Annotated in this window: 18 protein-coding genes; 4 read left to right on the forward strand and 14 right to left on the reverse strand. The window is 49.5% G+C overall.

Annotation, left to right across the window (positions count from 1 at the left end):
- Positions 1-3: 3 nt before the first annotated feature.
- The 10 genes from L3D05_RS16330 to L3D05_RS16375 all read right to left on the reverse strand — a co-directional run bounded on the left by L3D05_RS16330 (position 4) and on the right by L3D05_RS16375 (position 9,304).
- Entirely contained in the window at positions 4-336 is a 333-nt protein-coding gene (locus L3D05_RS16330; protein ID WP_239617375.1) for an antibiotic biosynthesis monooxygenase, read from the reverse strand.
- A gap of 16 nt (positions 337-352) precedes the next feature.
- On the reverse strand, positions 353-772 hold the full coding sequence (locus tag L3D05_RS16335; protein ID WP_239617376.1) for an ankyrin repeat domain-containing protein: 420 nt from the start codon (positions 770-772) through the stop codon (positions 353-355).
- Complete coding sequence (locus tag L3D05_RS16340) at positions 735-1,577, reverse strand: ABC transporter ATP-binding protein (RefSeq protein WP_255807562.1); 843 nt, start codon at positions 1,575-1,577, stop codon at positions 735-737. The genes L3D05_RS16335 and L3D05_RS16340 overlap by 38 nt, the downstream gene beginning before the upstream one ends.
- Positions 1,574-2,587 carry a FecCD family ABC transporter permease gene (locus L3D05_RS16345; protein WP_239617377.1) on the reverse strand — a complete coding sequence of 338 codons (1,014 nt, stop codon included), beginning with the start codon at positions 2,585-2,587 and terminating at the stop codon, positions 1,574-1,576. The genes L3D05_RS16340 and L3D05_RS16345 overlap by 4 nt, the downstream gene beginning before the upstream one ends.
- 4 nt (positions 2,588-2,591) lie before the next feature.
- A complete protein-coding gene (locus tag L3D05_RS16350) occupies positions 2,592-3,872 on the reverse strand; it encodes an ABC transporter substrate-binding protein (RefSeq protein WP_239617378.1) in 1,281 nt (426 codons plus the stop codon).
- A gap of 200 nt (positions 3,873-4,072) precedes the next feature.
- Entirely contained in the window at positions 4,073-5,335 is a 1,263-nt protein-coding gene (locus tag L3D05_RS16355) for an adenosylhomocysteinase (protein WP_239617379.1), read from the reverse strand.
- A gap of 25 nt (positions 5,336-5,360) precedes the next feature.
- Complete coding sequence (bshC, locus tag L3D05_RS16360; protein ID WP_239617380.1) at positions 5,361-7,001, reverse strand: bacillithiol biosynthesis cysteine-adding enzyme BshC; 1,641 nt, start codon at positions 6,999-7,001, stop codon at positions 5,361-5,363.
- Positions 7,002-7,244: 243 nt separating this feature from the next.
- The gene (locus L3D05_RS16365) at positions 7,245-7,634 is read right to left on the reverse strand and encodes a DUF3397 domain-containing protein (protein WP_239617381.1); all 390 of its coding nucleotides are present in this window, start codon (positions 7,632-7,634) and stop codon (positions 7,245-7,247) included.
- 19 nt (positions 7,635-7,653) lie between these two features.
- Positions 7,654-8,571, reverse strand: a complete 918-nt coding sequence (locus L3D05_RS16370) for a ketopantoate reductase family protein (protein ID WP_239617382.1) — start codon at positions 8,569-8,571, stop codon at positions 7,654-7,656.
- 88 nt (positions 8,572-8,659) lie between these two features.
- Positions 8,660-9,304, reverse strand: coding sequence for an RsfA family transcriptional regulator (locus L3D05_RS16375; RefSeq protein ID WP_239617383.1), 645 nt, complete (start codon positions 9,302-9,304; stop codon positions 8,660-8,662).
- A 327-nt stretch (positions 9,305-9,631) separates the two neighbouring features.
- Between L3D05_RS16375 and L3D05_RS16380 the strand changes: the two genes are divergently transcribed.
- Complete coding sequence (locus L3D05_RS16380) at positions 9,632-9,868, forward strand: DUF2626 family protein (RefSeq protein ID WP_115990744.1); 237 nt, start codon at positions 9,632-9,634, stop codon at positions 9,866-9,868.
- Positions 9,869-10,022: 154 nt separating this feature from the next.
- On the opposite strand, the gene L3D05_RS16385 is transcribed toward L3D05_RS16380, so the two are convergent.
- A complete protein-coding gene (locus L3D05_RS16385; RefSeq protein ID WP_239617384.1) occupies positions 10,023-11,189 on the reverse strand; it encodes a class I SAM-dependent methyltransferase in 1,167 nt (388 codons plus the stop codon).
- Positions 11,190-11,309: 120 nt separating this feature from the next.
- Here L3D05_RS16385 and L3D05_RS16390 point away from each other — a divergent pair, with 120 nt between their 5' ends.
- Positions 11,310-12,395: a coiled-coil domain-containing protein gene (locus L3D05_RS16390; RefSeq protein WP_239617385.1), complete on the forward strand. Its 1,086-nt coding sequence runs from the start codon at positions 11,310-11,312 to the stop codon at positions 12,393-12,395.
- 28 nt (positions 12,396-12,423) lie between these two features.
- Here the strand turns inward: L3D05_RS16390 and L3D05_RS16395 are convergent, their stop codons facing one another.
- Entirely contained in the window at positions 12,424-13,716 is a 1,293-nt protein-coding gene (locus L3D05_RS16395) for an ABC transporter substrate-binding protein (protein WP_239617386.1), read from the reverse strand.
- A 136-nt stretch (positions 13,717-13,852) separates the two neighbouring features.
- Here L3D05_RS16395 and L3D05_RS16400 point away from each other — a divergent pair, with 136 nt between their 5' ends.
- Complete coding sequence (locus tag L3D05_RS16400; protein ID WP_239617387.1) at positions 13,853-14,353, forward strand: hypothetical protein; 501 nt, start codon at positions 13,853-13,855, stop codon at positions 14,351-14,353.
- Between the two features lie 6 nt (positions 14,354-14,359).
- Here L3D05_RS16400 and L3D05_RS16405 read toward each other — a convergent pair whose 3' ends face one another.
- On the reverse strand, positions 14,360-15,691 hold the full coding sequence (locus L3D05_RS16405) for a PhoH family protein (protein WP_239617388.1): 1,332 nt from the start codon (positions 15,689-15,691) through the stop codon (positions 14,360-14,362).
- A gap of 209 nt (positions 15,692-15,900) precedes the next feature.
- Here L3D05_RS16405 and L3D05_RS16410 point away from each other — a divergent pair, with 209 nt between their 5' ends.
- Positions 15,901-16,458: a YhcN/YlaJ family sporulation lipoprotein gene (locus tag L3D05_RS16410; RefSeq protein ID WP_239617389.1), complete on the forward strand. Its 558-nt coding sequence runs from the start codon at positions 15,901-15,903 to the stop codon at positions 16,456-16,458.
- Between the two features lie 21 nt (positions 16,459-16,479).
- Here the strand turns inward: L3D05_RS16410 and L3D05_RS26480 are convergent, their stop codons facing one another.
- Positions 16,480-16,602 (reverse strand): hypothetical protein, encoded by a 123-nt coding sequence (locus L3D05_RS26480; RefSeq protein WP_255807564.1) that lies wholly within the window; start codon positions 16,600-16,602, stop codon positions 16,480-16,482.
- Positions 16,603-16,656: the final 54 nt, after the last annotated feature.

Below are 16,656 nucleotides of genomic sequence, written 5' to 3' on the forward strand. Positions count from 1 at the left end.
GGGCTAGTTTTCTATTGGAAGCGCCGGAAGATGAGAGACGATGATCTCGTGCAGCGTGATTTTGTTGCCGATAACCTGATCGCCGTTACCGTTTTCTCTGCGTCCCGCATGTGCTTGCTTAAAGGAATCGCTTTGCACCCAAGCATCGAAAGCCTTTTTGTCCTCCCAAGTCGTGCATACTTGAAATTCCTCGTATTCTTCGATTCCTTGCGTTTGCAGCAATTCCATTCTCACGAATCCGGGAAAGGTGTGAACGTTTTTCGGAGACTTGAATCTTTCCCGAATTACGTTGCCATAACCCGGCTTCGCTTGGATCGTATTTGTTACGATGATCATTTTGGAATCTCTCCTTTTATATTAATTCGCTGGAGTGCTCCAGAAATTCGAATACTTCCCGAGCTTGAGGGCCGCCCATAGCCGCGTGTCTGATCAACGGAATTCCGTGCGGTCCTTCCGCATGGATCATGGCGGGATATTGTCCGATCATGAGCTTCACAAGCTCCAACTGTCCAAGCATCGCCGCTGCGAATATATCCATTCTTGCGCCTCGCGCGATTAAGAATTCCGCGATATCTCGTCTACCCACATGGGCTGCCGCTCCTAGCCCGGTTTCCCAATCCCCGCCTCCCCAGTTCATGGAGGAGTGCAACAACCCGGGTTCGATCTCCAACAGCTCCTTTACTTTATCTAAATCGGCATGCGCCGAAGCTACGAACGACTTTACGAGCTCTTGGTCAATTGCCGTTAGCGGCTTTCGCGACTCCAACGCCATTCCACGATTCCTCCTTTATTTTCGCTTTAGCTAAGCCCCGCGGGGCATACACCGGCTTCCCTTCATCCTCGTAAATCTTCGCTTCGATTCCGAACACTTGAGAGAAAAAGGCCGGGACATATACGTCTTGAGGCGCTCCGTCGCTCACGACTTTGCCGTCTTTCATCGCAATGATTCGATCGCTGTAACGGGCCGCTTGATTCAAATCATGCAGCACCATGACGATTGTAATGCCTTGTTGTCTATTCAAATATTGCAGCAGTTCCATGACTTCAAGCTGATGGGCAACATCCAAATAAGTCGTCGGTTCATCGAGCAGCAACGTATGCGGAGTTTGAGCGACGGCCATCGCAATCCACGCCCTTTGTCTTTCGCCTCCGGATAAAGTAAACAAAGAGCGATATTGCATCTCGGTCAGATGGGTCATTTCCAGCGCCCAATCCACAATATCCTCATGCTCGTTCCGGCATTCCTCGTACCATTTCAAGTGAGGGTGGCGGCCTTGTTTAACCAAATCCCGCACCGTCAGATCCAAATTATGGTCTTGCGTCTGCGGAAGCATCGTTAACATCTGGGCTACCTTTCGCGTTTTCATCCGGGCGATCGCCTCCCCTTCCAAGAACACGACCCCGCTTCGCGGATGTGCCAATCTCGTCAGCAGCCTCAGGACGGTTGATTTACCTGAGCCGTTAGGACCAACGATGCTCGCCATTTCTCCCTGGCGAATGTGTATTCCGAAGTCCTCGACGATATTTCGCTCCTGATATCCGAAAGAAATCCTTTCCGCGTTTAAGGCGCTCTTCAAACTTTAAGCCCCCTTTTCAATAAATAGAGGAAGAATGGCGCTCCTAGCAAAGCCAGCAATACGCCGACGGGAAATTCGATCGGGTCGAACCATGCCCTTGCCGAAGTATCGGCGGCTACGACGAGCGCCCCTCCTCCAATCGCGGACAGAGGCAGAAAATACTTATAGTCATTGCCGACGATCATTCGCACGATATGCGGCACGACAAGGCCTACGAAACCTATCAATCCGGCAACGCTAATCGCAACGCCCGCCATGAAAGTAGACATGAGTATGACAAGCATCCTGCTTCTTTCCACTCGATTGCCAAGCAGTTTCGCCACTTCATCCCCCAGAATCAGCACGTTAGCATGCTTGATCAGAAAGAACGATAACAATATTCCGATGCATGCGTAAGGAGCAATGGTATCGAAGTGCGGCCAGCTTTTCCCGTTCAAGCTTCCGGCGAGCCAGGGCAGAACCGATTGCACCTTCTCGCTATTCAACAGCATAACCGTCGTCATTCCCGCGCCGAGCAAGGAGTTAACGGCGACTCCGGCCAGAATCATCCGCCCGGTCGGCGCTCCCTTATTCCAAGCTAACGCATAGATGATCGCGGCAGCCAATAATGCTCCCAAGAATGCCGCCAACGGTACGAGCGACATATGCTCCGGGAATAAGATCATGATCGAAACCGCTGCCAGACCGGCTCCGGATGACACGCCGATAATGCCCGGGTCTGCCAACGGATTGCGGAATACTCCCTGAAGGAATGCGCCCGAGATCGCCAAGCATATCCCGATGAGTAATCCGGTAAACACCCTTGGAAGCCGCAAATTCCATACAATTTGACGGAATTCGCTATCCGTGCTGGAGAAAAGCGACGTCCACACCTCTTTCGCCGGGATTGAGATGGCACCGACCATTAAGCCATATAGGATGGAGAGAATAGCTAGACCGATGAATAGAACGAATAACGCGACTCTTCTCCTAGTTCGAGGGTCTTTCCTCAAAGGTTTGGGTATGCTCATTCCGTTATTTCGCCTGAAGAAGCAATTTATTCAGCACCGTAATCGCTTCAGGTGCTCGCAAGCCCGGATTTGCCGCGAACAAGTCATTCGGCAGTACCTCGAACTGACCCGATTTCACGGCGCCTAGGTTTTTCCATGCCGGATTACTTTCCAGCTCCTTCTTAAAGCTTGCTTTCACTTCCACCGGATCGCCGTGAGTGATCAGATAGATCACGTCAGGGTTGGCAGCCACGATTCTTTCCATGCTAAACTCGGCGTACTGCGGCATTGTATCCATCTTCGGAAATTTGGAGGCTACGTTATCCCCGCCGGCCAGTTCCAAGAAGTTGCCCGGGTAACTCGTCGGAAGAGCGACCACGAAGCTGCCGGTTGCTCCATAGAGGATTAATGCTTTAGGTTTCTTCACGGGTTGGTTAGCCGTGACCTTCTTCAGCTGTTCGTCCATTCCTTTAATCAACTTAGCTGCTTCTTCCTCTTTCCCAAGCACTTCTCCGTAAAGCCGAATGGAGTTTTGGATTTCTTTGAAATCGTTATGCGAATTCAATAGCACTTTAGCTCCGAGCTTCTCGATCGTTGCTGCTTGCGGCTGAAGGGACGGGCTGCCGATGACCAGATCCGCTTTTAACGTGGCCAGTGTCTCGAAGTTGATCCCATGCGCGCTGCCGATCTCCGGTATGGAAGCGGCTTCCGGCGGATAAACCTTTCCGAGCGCCGTAGACCTTCCGACGATATTCCCGCCGAGCGCAGCTACGATCTCCGTATCCGATGAGGATAATGTCGCGATACGCTCAGGGACTTTGCTTAACGTAAGGGGACCGGTCTTCGTTTGCACGGTCAATTTGCTGTCGATTGTGACTTGTTTTTTTGCGTTATCCCATTTCACCCACATCCCGAAAGATTGAGCTAGGGCACGAAGTGGGACGAATGTCGTGTTATTGATGCTTACCGGTGCGGATTCTAGCTGTTTCTTCTGGTCGTTTATGTATGCCGTCTTGGAGCCGACCGTATAAGTAACCGTAACGTTATTTTTCGTGGCTTTTACGATTTTCGTCTGAGCATCCCAGCTGACTTTGCCGCCCATGCCGGTTACGACGTTGCTATAAGGTATCATTAAGCGACCTTTTATGATTTGGGGTGCGGTCGATAATGAAATTTCTTTGCCGTCCACGACCACTTTAATCGAATTATTCGTTGTTGCCGCTTCCGCAGATTGTGCGAATCCAACGGCTGCAACCCACAGGATCACTGCCGACAATAATCCAGTCCACAACTTTTTACGAAACATTTTGTTTCCTCCTGATAAAGAATATGATGAATTTCGGGATGATCGTCATTATGACGTCGATAATGATAATCATTTTCAATTAGAACTTTACATGATAATGATTATCATTGTCAACATCAATCTGTTTAAAATAAAAAACGTTTACTCCGCCGAAAATAATCGGTGAAATAAACGTTTTTAGGGTTTGTTCGGTTACACAATTAGTGGGATGCCCAGCTGTCCAGATAGGCCTTCTGCTCTTCGGAAAGCGTATCGATCTTAATCCCTAGCGATTCCAACTTCGTACGGGCAACAAGCTCATCCAGCTCGTAAGGTACGTTAACGACCTTGCTGCCGATGCTCTCGTAGTTCTCGTTCACATGACGCAAAGCGATCGCTTGCAACGCGAAAGTCATGTCCATGATTTCCGCCGGATGTCCGTCTCCGGCCGCAAGGTTCACTAAACGACCCTCGGCAAGAACGTAAATTTTACGTCCGTCCTTCAGGACATACTCTTCAATGTTTCGACGAACGACTCGCTTGGACACCGACAATTCGGCAAGCTCAACAAGATTCACTTCGATATCGAAATGTCCGGCATTCGACAGAATTGCTCCGTCTTTCATATTCGCAATATGCTCGCCGCGAATAACGTCTTTATTGCCCGTCACCGTTACGAAGAATTCGCCGACTTTCGCCGCTTCTTCCATCGAAAGCACGGTAAATCCATCCATGTAAGCTTCCACTGCGCGAATAGCATCCACTTCCGTCACGATTACGTTTGCGCCCAACCCCTTGGCACGCATTGCGACGCCTTTGCCGCACCAGCCATATCCGTTGACGACGACGTTTTTACCGGCAACGACCAAGTTCGTCGTGCGGTTAATTCCATCCCATACGGATTGGCCCGTACCGTAACGGTTGTCGAACAAATATTTGCAATACGCGTCGTTAACGGCAACCATCGGGAATTTCAAAGAACCATCCTTCTCCATCGCTTTCAGACGCAAAATACCTGTTGTCGTTTCTTCGGCTCCGCCGCGTACTTGGGCAAGCAGGTCTTGGCGTTCCGAATGAAGGATCGATACGAGATCTCCTCCATCGTCGATAATAAGGTCCGGCTTCGTCTCCAACGTTTTGACCATTAGGTCTTTATATTCCTGCGGATCCGGATTGTATTTGGCGTAAACCGCGATTCCGTCTTCTACGAGCGCCGCGCACACGTCGTCTTGGGTCGACAGCGGATTGCTTCCGGTAATGACAACTTCCGCGCCGCCCGCTTGCACGACTTTAGCCAAATAAGCGGTCTTAGCTTCCAAGTGAAGCGAGATCGCTACGCGCAATCCCTTGAAAGGCTGATCGCGTTCGAACTCCTTGCGAATTTGGTTCAGAACAGGCATATGGGCTTGCACCCAATCGATTTTGAGTTTACCTTCAGGTGCGAGAGATGGATCGCGTACGATACTCTTTAATGCTGTTTTCATAAAATAATTCCTCCATAGTATTCGATTAAGTAGTCAAACCCTCTACTAGCCGTTGTCCGCCGATCGCCTCGTAAGGCACGTCTATCCACAAGGCTAGCCAATCCGGCCCGAACCGATTCAAGAAATGAATGGTTCCGTATACTCTCTCTTGGGGCTTATCCAAGGGAGAGAGCGAGATCTGGATCCGATCCCATTGGCGGAGCGATGAATCATGCTGTTTGGCGATCGCGTCGATCGACCGCGACTCCAAATATTTCATCTGCTCTATGATTTTGTCCTGATTGGTCGCAGCTAATGTAGCAAGCCCAGGTTGCACCGATGATACGGTAGCCATGATCGGGGCGTACAGTTCGAGAAATTGCCGTTTAGCATGCTCGAATTGCTCTTCTATTTTCCACTCGTCTTGCTTGCTTAGCCAATCCGATTTCCGCTTTGCCCATTCAGACAATGCTTCTTCGGCAGACAAATGATATTTGTCCAACAGCTTAGCGACGCTTGGCTCTAAGTAAGTGAAAGATTGGCGCGGCACCAATATCGGCATAGATAATCCGAACTCGCGGAATGCAGGACCGAGAATTCCCCAATAAGCTATCTCGGATGGACCTAATACGGCCCCGAGCACGGGCAGTAAATAATCCTGCATGAGAGGCCTAGTCAGCGCGTTCGTGCTTAATCGATCCGGATGGTCGACCGTTAGCGCCACCATCTCTTCCCTAGAGTAGGCTACATTGCCCTTACGGTCAATAAAGCTTTCGTCATCTTTATGGAGCAGAAGTCTCCCCTGTTCGTGATGAAGGAATAAATTCGCGCTCCCGGAAGTCGTTTCGGCCTGCAGGTTGAAACCTCGATCGAGCACCAACTGTTCCCCTTGTTTCAGGGCGCTTTCGAGCTCGTCATTGCGAAGAATGAGATCCCGGAACATCGGGCCTTCCAGCGCCCTCAAGCTCGGATCGTCGGCATCAAGGAGCACAAGCCCCATGCTTCCGAACCAATCCGCAAGCAACCTGGCAAATGCGAGACTCAATGTAGGCGCATCCGCGACATGGGTTTGCAACCGCTCCAACAAGCTTTGTTTGAATTCCGTATCCGGCAATTGCGCGGCCAATTCCTGTAAAGCCGTATGCCATTGCCCGGAAGTAAGCGAAGTTCTGCTGACAGCTAGGCGCGGGCCTTCAGGCCGTTCGACCCTAACCCTCCGAATGCCACCTTCCGCGGATTGAATATTAACGTGATTGGCCTCGTCGAAGTCGTGATCCTCGCCGGCGATCCAGAAGAGGGGAATGACGGGCCTGCCTAATTTTCTTTCCGCTTCTCGAGCGGTTTGGATGACGGACAATGCTTTATAGAAGATCAGCAGCGCTCCTCCGAACAATCCGGCTTGCTGCCCGCCTACGATCACTAAGCTATTCGGTTGCCCAAGCTTCTCTAGCGATTTCGCGGCTTCCGGAAAGTAAGGTAGCTTTTCCTGATAACGTTTAAGCGCTTCGGCTACCTTCGCTGGATTGGCTCTCTGCGCCGCCTTCTCATCGAGCCGGGAAGCTCTCTTAGCCCAGCTTTCTTGCTCGGATGGATGACATCCGAACAATTCACCGACCGCTAAATCTCCTAACCGATAACGTTCCGCCAAGGAGGAACTGTTGGATTCCTTAAGAAATGAAATATTCAAAGGGAAGATTCCCCCGTTCTGTCTTTGTACTATCAAATTGATTGTACACAAGAGCAGTTAGCGCGTCAAAAAAAATCGCGCATAAAGGGATTAACTAAATAGGTCGTATTCGATCATGTATACATCTGTCTGCACTCTAGTGTTCGGGCTTTAAGGGGGAGACGCCTTGAGCTGCTGAAGAGCTCGTTCAAGACTGGAGAGTGTGCGGAGTATTACGGGAGAATAGGTTCTGCTTGAGCAACTTCAAGTAAAATAGCGGATAACATCAATCGGCATTAACAAAACATAGAGCAGCGCCAATCCGAAGAAGGATAATCTCCAGACCGCTCGTATTAGCTTTCTCGAATCGACTTTTCCTCTTACGCGATTTTGCGCGTTACCGATCAAGCCGCCACAAATCAGCATGATGAGGATCAGGAAAAACAATCCGAATTCCGTATGAAGCAGACGATTGATCAACATCGCCACGCATCCTAACAAGAATGCTCCGGTTACGTCCATGGCGAGTTGCATCGCTCTCTTCCGATCTCCCCCCCGAATGGAGGAGACATAATAAACGAGGAGGAACGGGATAACGGGTACTGTCGCCAAAAATGCATAGGATTGAACCAAGGCGGACCAGATTAAACTCAAGGGCTACCTCTCCTCTCTTTTAACGGATAGCTTTAACTAGCGTCGTAACGGCTAAGTTCCATGGCGCGTCCTTGCCTTGCTCAGCCGCCATTCGGCATACCGCTCCATTAATGGAATCTATCTCAGTCGTTCTCCGTGCCCCAATATCTTGCAGCATGGAGGATTCATTCAAACGAGTCGCCTCGCAAACCTGCAGGACATGATCCCACAGTCCGTGCTCGTCCTCTAATCCATAAGCGCTAAGGATATCGAACGTCTCGTGGAACAGGGATCTCATCGCGTCCAGGCGAACCGCGGATTCGATAAGCTCGCCGTTGCGTACTCGCAAGATCGCCGTTAGGGGATTGATTACGGCATTCACGAGCAGTTTCCGCAATATTGCTTCTCCCAACTGTTTCGACAAAAATACGGAAAATCCTGCCTGTTTCAACAATAGTTCGATGAACCTTAACAGGGTTGCGTCCAATTGTTCCTCTACGCCGATTCTAGTCTCGCCGATTCCCGTATGGCGAACGGTAGTTTCGTCGAGTCTAAGCGCTCCCTCCGTCGTAATAGCCGTAACCAGCTCCCTGCCGGGCAACGCTTGCTTCAGAAGCTCACGATGACCGACGCCGTTCTGAAACAATACGATCGCCCCGCCAACCGGAATGGAGGCGGAAAGCTCCTGCAGGAACTCCGTAGTCAGCGCAGTCTGTTTAACCGCGAGTAGTACTACGCCATTGTCGGCAAGGTTCGCTTCTCCCATCGGCGTTGCCTTGACTTTGAAGTTGTTCGCTAGATTGTCTACTGGATTCTCTAGCGTTAGCCCTCGTTCATTCAACAGAGCGGCCTGACGGCGGGTTCTTGTCCATATGGCGCAATTGCACCCGGATGCATTCAGCTTGCCAGCGAGCAGCAATCCAAGCGAGCCACCGCCGAGCACGGCGATTTTATCCATAGTCAGCCAATCCTTTTCCTAGTTTTCATTAACCATACCAAAGCAAAACCCGCGAGGATAGTCCCCACGGGTTTTGATCTTTTCTTGGCTATTCGATTCTCTCGAGATTACCGTTCGCATCCATCTTGAACCTCGCGCGATCCTCGTCTACTTCTTCCGTTAGGAATGCGAGTCGGCGAGCACGATCCATAATGCGAATTAACGCCTTATAGTCGTCATTGACGACGCGATAATCCGTCTGCACCTCGTTAACCTCTTTAGACAACCGTTCGTTCACTTCGCGGAATTCGTTTAAGCGATCGTCCTTATCCTTCAATTCTTTTTCCAGATGACGAATTTGCCGGCTCATCTCTTGTACGGTCCCTTTCCATTGGCGCAAATAACGAATAATTGCTTCCAATGACATAGATTCAGCGGACAATAATTCCGCTTTCACTCCGTCTCCTTCTTCGACGACTAAACGTTCTGCGCCGGAAATGGTGGAAATCCCTTGTTTTTTGAGATAATTCCGTTTTTGCCGTTGTTGTTTGGCCATTCCGATGGCCTCATCATATCTCTTGCGGACGCAACTATTCCAACGAAAACCGCAAGCGGCAGAAGTTCGGGCAATTCGCTGTCCTACTTCTTCAAATGCGGATAATTGGGTGCTGCCCTCGCGGATGTGGCGTAATGTTACCTCCGCCAATATTAAATCATCATCCGGACTCCATGCGTCTTGTCTCACAGCCGTCATGGGTGCCCTTCCCTCCTTAAGAATCACGTATATTTTGCTGCTTTCTTCATTTCTATGCCCGTAGTAGAATTCATAGAATCTATCGGATACTTCTATTTATATCCATTTTTCGTTTCACTATACCTTTGAACTAAAATCGATATGACGTTTAGAGTAAATACATAGTTAATCGATTATCGGGGATATTAGTGCTACAACATTGTTTAGAATCCCCTATGGGATTGAAAAGTTTGCCGATTCGTCACGACTTGTTTGTTTACACTCTTTAGTCCAACCGTTATAATATGCTTTAGAAATCGTCTTGTGTGTATGAGAGGGGAATATACGATGGCACGAATGTTTAGGGTGCTCGGCTTCTGGACACTGGTAATTGCCCTAATGGCGTTTGCTGGCGACATGTATGAATTCGCACTGTTGTTCTTCATGCAAACCGCTGTTTTCTTCTTGCTCGGGTATTTGAATTTCACCGAACGGACGTATCTCATGATGTTCTGGGGATACATGGTACTGGCTTTCCTTGGATTTACCTATTGGACCGTGTTCGAGATGGGAATCCCGGTATAACCAGCATCATCTAACGGTTACATACGCCAATCTAGAAGTGATAACAAAGCACAATAAAGGCTGCCTCCCATGTCTGATAAGACATGAGGCAGCCTTTTCCGTTAACGGCAGCTTTCCGGTATGCGATTGCTGACTTTATGAATTCACTTCGCATTCATTCGACTTTGACGAATATTTGCGCTTTAAATAATTCGCTCATTCCGTCCGACAAGAGCAATTGGCGAATCGCCCGATTGCGGCGCACGACCGGATGAAAAGGATCGGTGATGGCATGTGCGCTCAATTTATGCAAAATGCCGGAGTTCACCAGAAATTGTTTTTGCGTTCCATACCAAAGTTGTTTCCAACCTCGCAGCTCGACAACTTCGCGTGTATGACTGAAATTGACGTGCGAAGTCAAATCCTGTTCGCCTGGCGCTTCGTAAGGATTATTATGGGCTCTATGATTGCGATAGCAAAGCAATGTGCCATCCATCCGATGCGGCGCGAACAATTCCTCCGTAACGTCCCCGTAATCGATAAATAGCAGAACTCCCCTGCTTATTCGCCCCGCTAAATGGTTAATCCAATCCATAGCGGCCAAATTCACTTCGATCGTTTGGCCTTCTTGTAATTCGATTCCAGCATCGTCTACCCATACCTTAAGTCGTCGTTCGACGGGTTCCATTAGGCAAGGGGATAAGCCTTTTCCTTCTTCCCAGGTGACCCCCCATTCCCACAGCTTTCCACTCCGAAGAACGAGACGATACGTTGGAAATGCGTCCAGTAGCTCGTTAGCTACGATGAAAACTGGACGATCGCCCTCGATCAATTTCTCACCGGCTTCGCTTCCTTCGACGCTAGCCTTGCCTGAAATAATAGCGGCAGCCAATTCCTCCCGGGCCACTCGACGATGCTCGGGATTGTCCTCGACTATCGTCAGCCGGAACTCTTGTTGGGGTCGCTTTTGTTCATTCCATGACTCCCATTCCTCTAACATCTGACGGCTAAGGCGGCCCGTTCCTCCGCCCCAATCCACAATATCGAAAGCCTGCTCCCCGGTGAACCATTGCTCTGCAAGGCGAGCAAGCTCTACAGCCAGCTGTTCCCCCATAAGCTCGCCGATATAGGCGCTTGTATAGAAGTCGCCCTCACGGCCGACTCTCGCGTTCCCCGAGCGATAATATCCAAATTCGGGATGATAAAGACATTGCTTCATATAATGATAAAAGGAGATTGCGGACAACTCTTCTCCGGTATCCAACCTTCCTATTCTGTTGCTACCCTTTATTTCTTCTCTCAGAACCGCTGTAAGAGGAGTTTCCGATAAAGTGTTATTCAATCCTTAAACACCTTCCCCGCGCTATGTAGTCATATTATAATAACATAGGATTGTACATAACTTCGTCCGTCCCATAAACGCATTCGGCAGGATCTCGCAACAGGAAAGGAGGAACCCTCGATGCGTCGTTGGCTTATCGCCATGTTTGTTGCTTTAACTATGCTGATCTATATGTCCCGCTCCGTCGCCCTGTTGCCCGTCAATGCAGCACCGTTGCCGGAAGAGACAAGAAAACTTCTAGAGAAAAGCTTGTCCGTCGTCGAGCTGGATAGAGAAATCGATCGAATCTCCGGGCTTAAGAACAAGACTCAAACGGAAATCGACAGCAGCGAAAAAAAGCTAGCCGAACAAGAAATCGCAATAGCCGTACAAAGAGAAAAAGCCGGTAGGGTTCTTCGTTCGTATTATATGGGGTATAAGGATTTCTGGCTATCCGCGTTGTTGAACGCGAATTCACTTCCCGAGTTGATCCGCGTATGGGATACGATGGATATGATCGTCCAATCCGATCATAATACGATGAATAGCTATGCTAACGATTATCAGCAGTTGAAAAAAGGCTATCATAAGCTCCAACAAGATAAAGAGGATTTAGCAGCCGTAGCTTCTCAGCTCATTGCCCAGCGCGAGCGGATCATTGCCCTTCAGAGCGAACTGGACAAAGCGCTTGCCGCGAGCGGAGATCAGCAAATGCTGCTCAAATTAATGGATGAGCTTCAAGCTTATTGGAAGAACGTAGGATTATACGAGGTCAAACAGCATTTCAAAGCGATTGCCGATGCCATGAGAAATCTACCTGACTTCGTGAAGGAAACACCGGGGATTATTCAATCTAGCGGATTGAAAACCAAGCTCACGATTACGGATGCCCAATTAAACGAATTTTTGCGAAAAGAAGATAAACGGTTCAATGACTTCGCCTTCACTTTCGAGGATGGCCTCTTGACCATGGAAGGAGACAACGGGAATATTCAGGTCAAGATTCAAGGCCGATATACCGTAGAGAATGAACCGGAGAACGCCATCCGCTTCCATGTAGATAAGTTAATTTTCAATGGCTTAGAATTGCCCGATACGACCAGAGCGGATCTCGAAAGAGAATTCGACCTCGGCTTCTATCCGCAGAAGCTGATCAAATACGTCAAAGCCCAAAGCGTTGAAATAGACAACGGAAAACTCATCGTCCAGCTCACGATTGGCGGATAACTCGACCCTCGAGGGGAGGAACCTCCCCTCAATAATTGGATGACCATTCCTGCTTCCATTCCTCTAACGATAGACTCCCTAGCGCAAATCGGGTCCATAGGTTACGCAGATACTCTAACCGGGCAGACATTTCCGGACCCGAATAGAGCGGTGATTGATTGGGGAAACCTTGACCGGTTCTTCCTGGAATCAAATTGGACAATTTCCTATCGCTATCGTAGAGAGAACGATAAACCGGGAGCTTGCCTTCCTCTTCCATAATCCGCAGTTGCATCTGGTCTTTCGTCATCTCGGAAATCCAAGCCGAAGCCGCTTCTTCCGATTTCGTGTTCGAGGAAATAACAAAGCAACTCCCGCGCGGCCATACAAAGGGCAGCTTCCATGAATGATGGTCGATGACAAGCTTAGGCTCAGGGGCCGATCGAGGCTGCTCCACCAGAGTGGCGGCTTCGGAGTAGGGCATGATCGCCGCCAAGGCGGTTCTATCATTCAAGGCGCGCGCAGCTTCCTGCGTTGATTCGATGAACTGAACGTTAGGTCTGCTCCGCTCTAGCAACAGTAAGGCTTGCTCAAACAACGTTCCGCTCCAAGGATCGTTATCCGCCGTCCATATGCCGTCGCTTCTCTGGGATGAAGCATTCTCTAGCCATGCCATCAGCGCCAAGGGATCCGTACCGTCTATCGCCAGCCAAGAGACTATATCTTCGGATTGGGCGCTCTTATCCGCCAAAGCGGACCATTGTTCTAACGTGAGTGGGAATGCAACATTAGTACCAAGCCATTCATTAAGCAGATCTTGATTCCAGACGAGCACGAAAGGATCCATGTCACGCGGTACTCCCCACAAAATACCGTTCCATTTCAGAGGAGCGGTTAGTGCGTCGAATTGTTCGGCTAACGCCTTGCCAGCGAAAGCGGAGTCAGCGGGTAAGAGATACCCCGATGAGGCGAATTGGATGACCCATTCGTTGGACACTAGCATAATATCCGCCGCTTCTTCCAATTGGGAAGATTGCGTATACGTTGAATAAGCTTGTTCGGGGTCTAATCGTCGCAATTCAATATGGATATCCGGATGGATTAGAGTAAATTCCTCATTCTGAGCGACCAATTCCTCAAATTCCCGCTCTTCCATGGCGACCTCGATCGTTAATTCGGAAATTTCTAGATCCAGTACGGGAGCCACGTAAGTTGAGGGTTCGATGTTGTCGGGCACGACCGCAATCGGTGCGGTTGAAGTAGGTGCATCTGCCCATGGTGATAGGATTAGAACCATTATGCATAGCAATAAGAATACTAAGGCCGACTTACTTCGTGCCACAGCCTTCACCTTTTTCATCGTATCGTTAACCGCTTCTTATTAATGATAACAGGACATAGCCTGCCTGTCTCCCCTTTTTAGAAAGCGCTTTATCCGTTATGATAGTGAAAATAGCAGTTCGAAGGTTGGAGAAGAGATGGTACTGAAAAAAGTTATTGGGTTGGATATGCAACTGCCGATCGGCAGTTCCCCGGCATTTTACGCTCGTATCGTAAAAGAGATCGAGGAACATGCGGCTTTACTCGATCGATACGAAGAGTTATGGATTGTCGATTCGGAAGCGCATCTCAGCGCTGTAATTGAACGGCTCGCCCCATACAGGGTCGCCTTCGAACGCTGCGAGTTGGTCTGGGTCGCTTCCGATCGGACAGAACCCGGCGAGCTGTACGAGGATTATGCCATTGTTACCGGCAACGGCAATATTTACTTTGACTTGAGCCTTACCGCTCTCTTCGGCTTAAGCGCGGCAAAGCCGGATGCGGAACCCGCTCCGGCCTTGCTACAACTGCAAGAACATTTAATTGGTTCCTTTACGAGTGACGGCCGAACGATCTATCTCATCGACCGACAGCTGGACTCTTTGGCAGACCGCATTGCAAAGGCATACAAGTGCGATATCGAATGGCATAAGCTGTAACCGGCATTATAATCTTTCGGTAGCTAGCTGGGCAAGCCGCGAACGTTCTCCCTTCTCCAGCGTAACATGGCCGCTGATTCCTTCTTCCTTAAAGCGCTCGACAAGATACGTAAGGCCATTGCTCTGGGAATCGAGATAAGGATGATCGATTTGCTCCGGATCGCCAAGCAATACGATTTTACTATTCTCGCCAACGCGGGATACGATGGTTTTCACTTCATGTTTACTCAAGTTCTGAGCTTCATCGATGATAATGAATTGTCCCGGAATCGAGCGGCCGCGAATGTACGTCAACGCCTCTACTTGAATGCTGCCCATGCCCATCAATATTTTATCGAGATCCCCGGATTTTTTCGTATCGAACAGAAATTCCAGATTGTCGTAGATCGGTTGCATCCACGGACGCAGCTTCTCCTCCTTCTCCCCCGGCAAATACCCGATGTCCTTGCCCATTGGCACGACCGGCCGCGCGATTAGCAGCTTCTTGAACTTATGCTCATCCTCCACCTTCATGAGACCCGCAGCAAGCGTAATGAGTGTTTTCCCCGTTCCGGCTCTTCCGGTTAACGTTACGAGCGGTATCTCATCGTTAAGCAACAGCTCCAACGCCATTCGTTGTTGCGCGTTGCGAGCCGTAATTCCCCATATCGGATCGTTGCTCATATGCAACGGTTCAAGCCGGTTGCCATCCGACGTTACCTTCAGGAGAGCCGATTTGGAAGTGCCTAGTTCATCCCGTAAAATGACGAATTCATTCGGATGTAAGGTCACTTTGATTCCAAGCTGATTGACCCCTAAAAATCGCGTGGAGTAAAACTCGTCTATTACGGAAGGATGAACGTGTAACGTCATATGACCCGTATATTGATCCGATACCGACACGGTTTGGTCGGATAGGTAATCTTGGGCAATAATCCCCAGCACGTCTGCCTTCACCCTGACCAGCACATCTTTACTGACGATGATAACCGGGCGAGGATCGCCGCTTTCCTGCTCCTCTAAGTGGTAATTCAAAGCTACCGCGAGAATTCGGTTATCGTTAGTCATCTCCCCGAATAACTCCTGTACCCTCACGAAGCGCCGATGGTTCATCTCTACCTTTAACAAGCCGCCGTTAGGTAACGCAACTCCGTTGTGCAGCTGTCCCAAGGTCCTCATTTTATCCAATTCCCGAGAGATATTACGCGCATTGCGTCCGATTTCGTCGGCTAGCCTTTTCTTAGAATCAATCTCTTCCAGAACGACTGAAGGGATAATGACTTCATTGTCTTCGAAGGCAAACAAGGAGAGCGGATCATGCAGGAGCACATTCGTATCTATCACGTAAATTTTACGCATGGGTGTTCCCTCCCGGTTCGTCGATTATTGGGTGAACTTGTTGTTTAACACCAAGAATTGTCCAATTCTGACTTTACATAGTGAGCGAATGACGAGGAAACAATATGACCATCGAACGCTTTCTCCTGTGATAGCCGATTTCGAATCGTGCACGATTAAGCGACATCGGCTAATACGGGCATCCCTCCAAACCAGGGTGGTGAACTCAATTGAAGCAGTATAAGTTAATCGCTCGCGCAACCGCATTGCTGGTCATTCTTGCTCTCGCAATGGGTTCCGCAGGCTGTGGTAAAAAGCAAGCAACACCGAATGCCGCAAACAATCATCTGCAAGCTCAAGCCTACAGAGGAGCGGCTAAGAAGATCGACAATCCGAAAAAAGTCGCCGCTCATCTGGAGTCGCTTGCTCGAGGTGTACAAGGCGTTAAATCCGCTAACTGCGTCGTGTTCGGCAAGTACGCCATCGTCGGCATCAACGTCGATGAGAAGATGGAACGCTCCCGCGTCGGTACGATCAAGTACGCGGTTGCCGAAGCTTTCCGTAAAGATCCTTATGGCATCGACGCTGTCGTGACCGCGGATATCGATCTTGCCCAAAGGGTTCGTGAAATTCGCGCCGATGTCAATAACGGCCGTCCGATTTCCGGATTCGCGGAGGAGCTCGCCGACATTGTCGGACGTATCATTCCGCAAATTCCGAGAAACATCATTCCTCCGAAAACCCCGGAAAACGTGGGGACCAGTTCCGTTAATAAGCTTGGAAAATGACAAAAAAAGCCCAGTGAGAGATCACTGGGCTTTACTCATGGCAACAACGGCTTGTAACTCCAAGACGTTAGCCGATCTGATATCGTTAAAAAACGGAGTCGGAATAGGGGTAACTTCCGCAACAGAAAGTTTGCTTTGAACCATCCGCAGCCCCCCTAAGTGGAATTCTGGTTTGGTTCCATTATATCACAGGGGTAT

The organism is Cohnella mopanensis, assembly GCF_022352055.1.
Taxonomy (GTDB): Bacteria; Bacillota; Bacilli; order Paenibacillales; family Paenibacillaceae; genus Cohnella; species Cohnella mopanensis.

Coding starts and splice junctions, on each gene's coding strand:
- L3D05_RS16335 (WP_239617376.1), bottom strand. CDS start 772: ATGGCGTTGGAGTCGCGAAAGCCGCTAACGGCAATTGACCAAGAGCTC.
- L3D05_RS16405 (WP_239617388.1), bottom strand. CDS start 15,691: ATGCGTAAAATTTACGTGATAGATACGAATGTGCTCCTGCATGATCCG.
- L3D05_RS16345 (WP_239617377.1), bottom strand. CDS start 2,587: ATGAGCATACCCAAACCTTTGAGGAAAGACCCTCGAACTAGGAGAAGA.
- L3D05_RS16355 (WP_239617379.1), bottom strand. CDS start 5,335: ATGAAAACAGCATTAAAGAGTATCGTACGCGATCCATCTCTCGCACCT.
- L3D05_RS16400 (WP_239617387.1), top strand. CDS start 13,853: ATGGTACTGAAAAAAGTTATTGGGTTGGATATGCAACTGCCGATCGGC.
- L3D05_RS16375 (WP_239617383.1), bottom strand. CDS start 9,304: ATGACGGCTGTGAGACAAGACGCATGGAGTCCGGATGATGATTTAATA.
- L3D05_RS16390 (WP_239617385.1), top strand. CDS start 11,310: ATGCGTCGTTGGCTTATCGCCATGTTTGTTGCTTTAACTATGCTGATC.
- L3D05_RS26480 (WP_255807564.1), bottom strand. CDS start 16,602: ATGGTTCAAAGCAAACTTTCTGTTGCGGAAGTTACCCCTATTCCGACT.
- L3D05_RS16350 (WP_239617378.1), bottom strand. CDS start 3,872: ATGTTTCGTAAAAAGTTGTGGACTGGATTATTGTCGGCAGTGATCCTG.
- L3D05_RS16380 (WP_115990744.1), top strand. CDS start 9,632: ATGGCACGAATGTTTAGGGTGCTCGGCTTCTGGACACTGGTAATTGCC.
- L3D05_RS16370 (WP_239617382.1), bottom strand. CDS start 8,571: ATGGATAAAATCGCCGTGCTCGGCGGTGGCTCGCTTGGATTGCTGCTC.
- L3D05_RS16330 (WP_239617375.1), bottom strand. CDS start 336: ATGATCATCGTAACAAATACGATCCAAGCGAAGCCGGGTTATGGCAAC.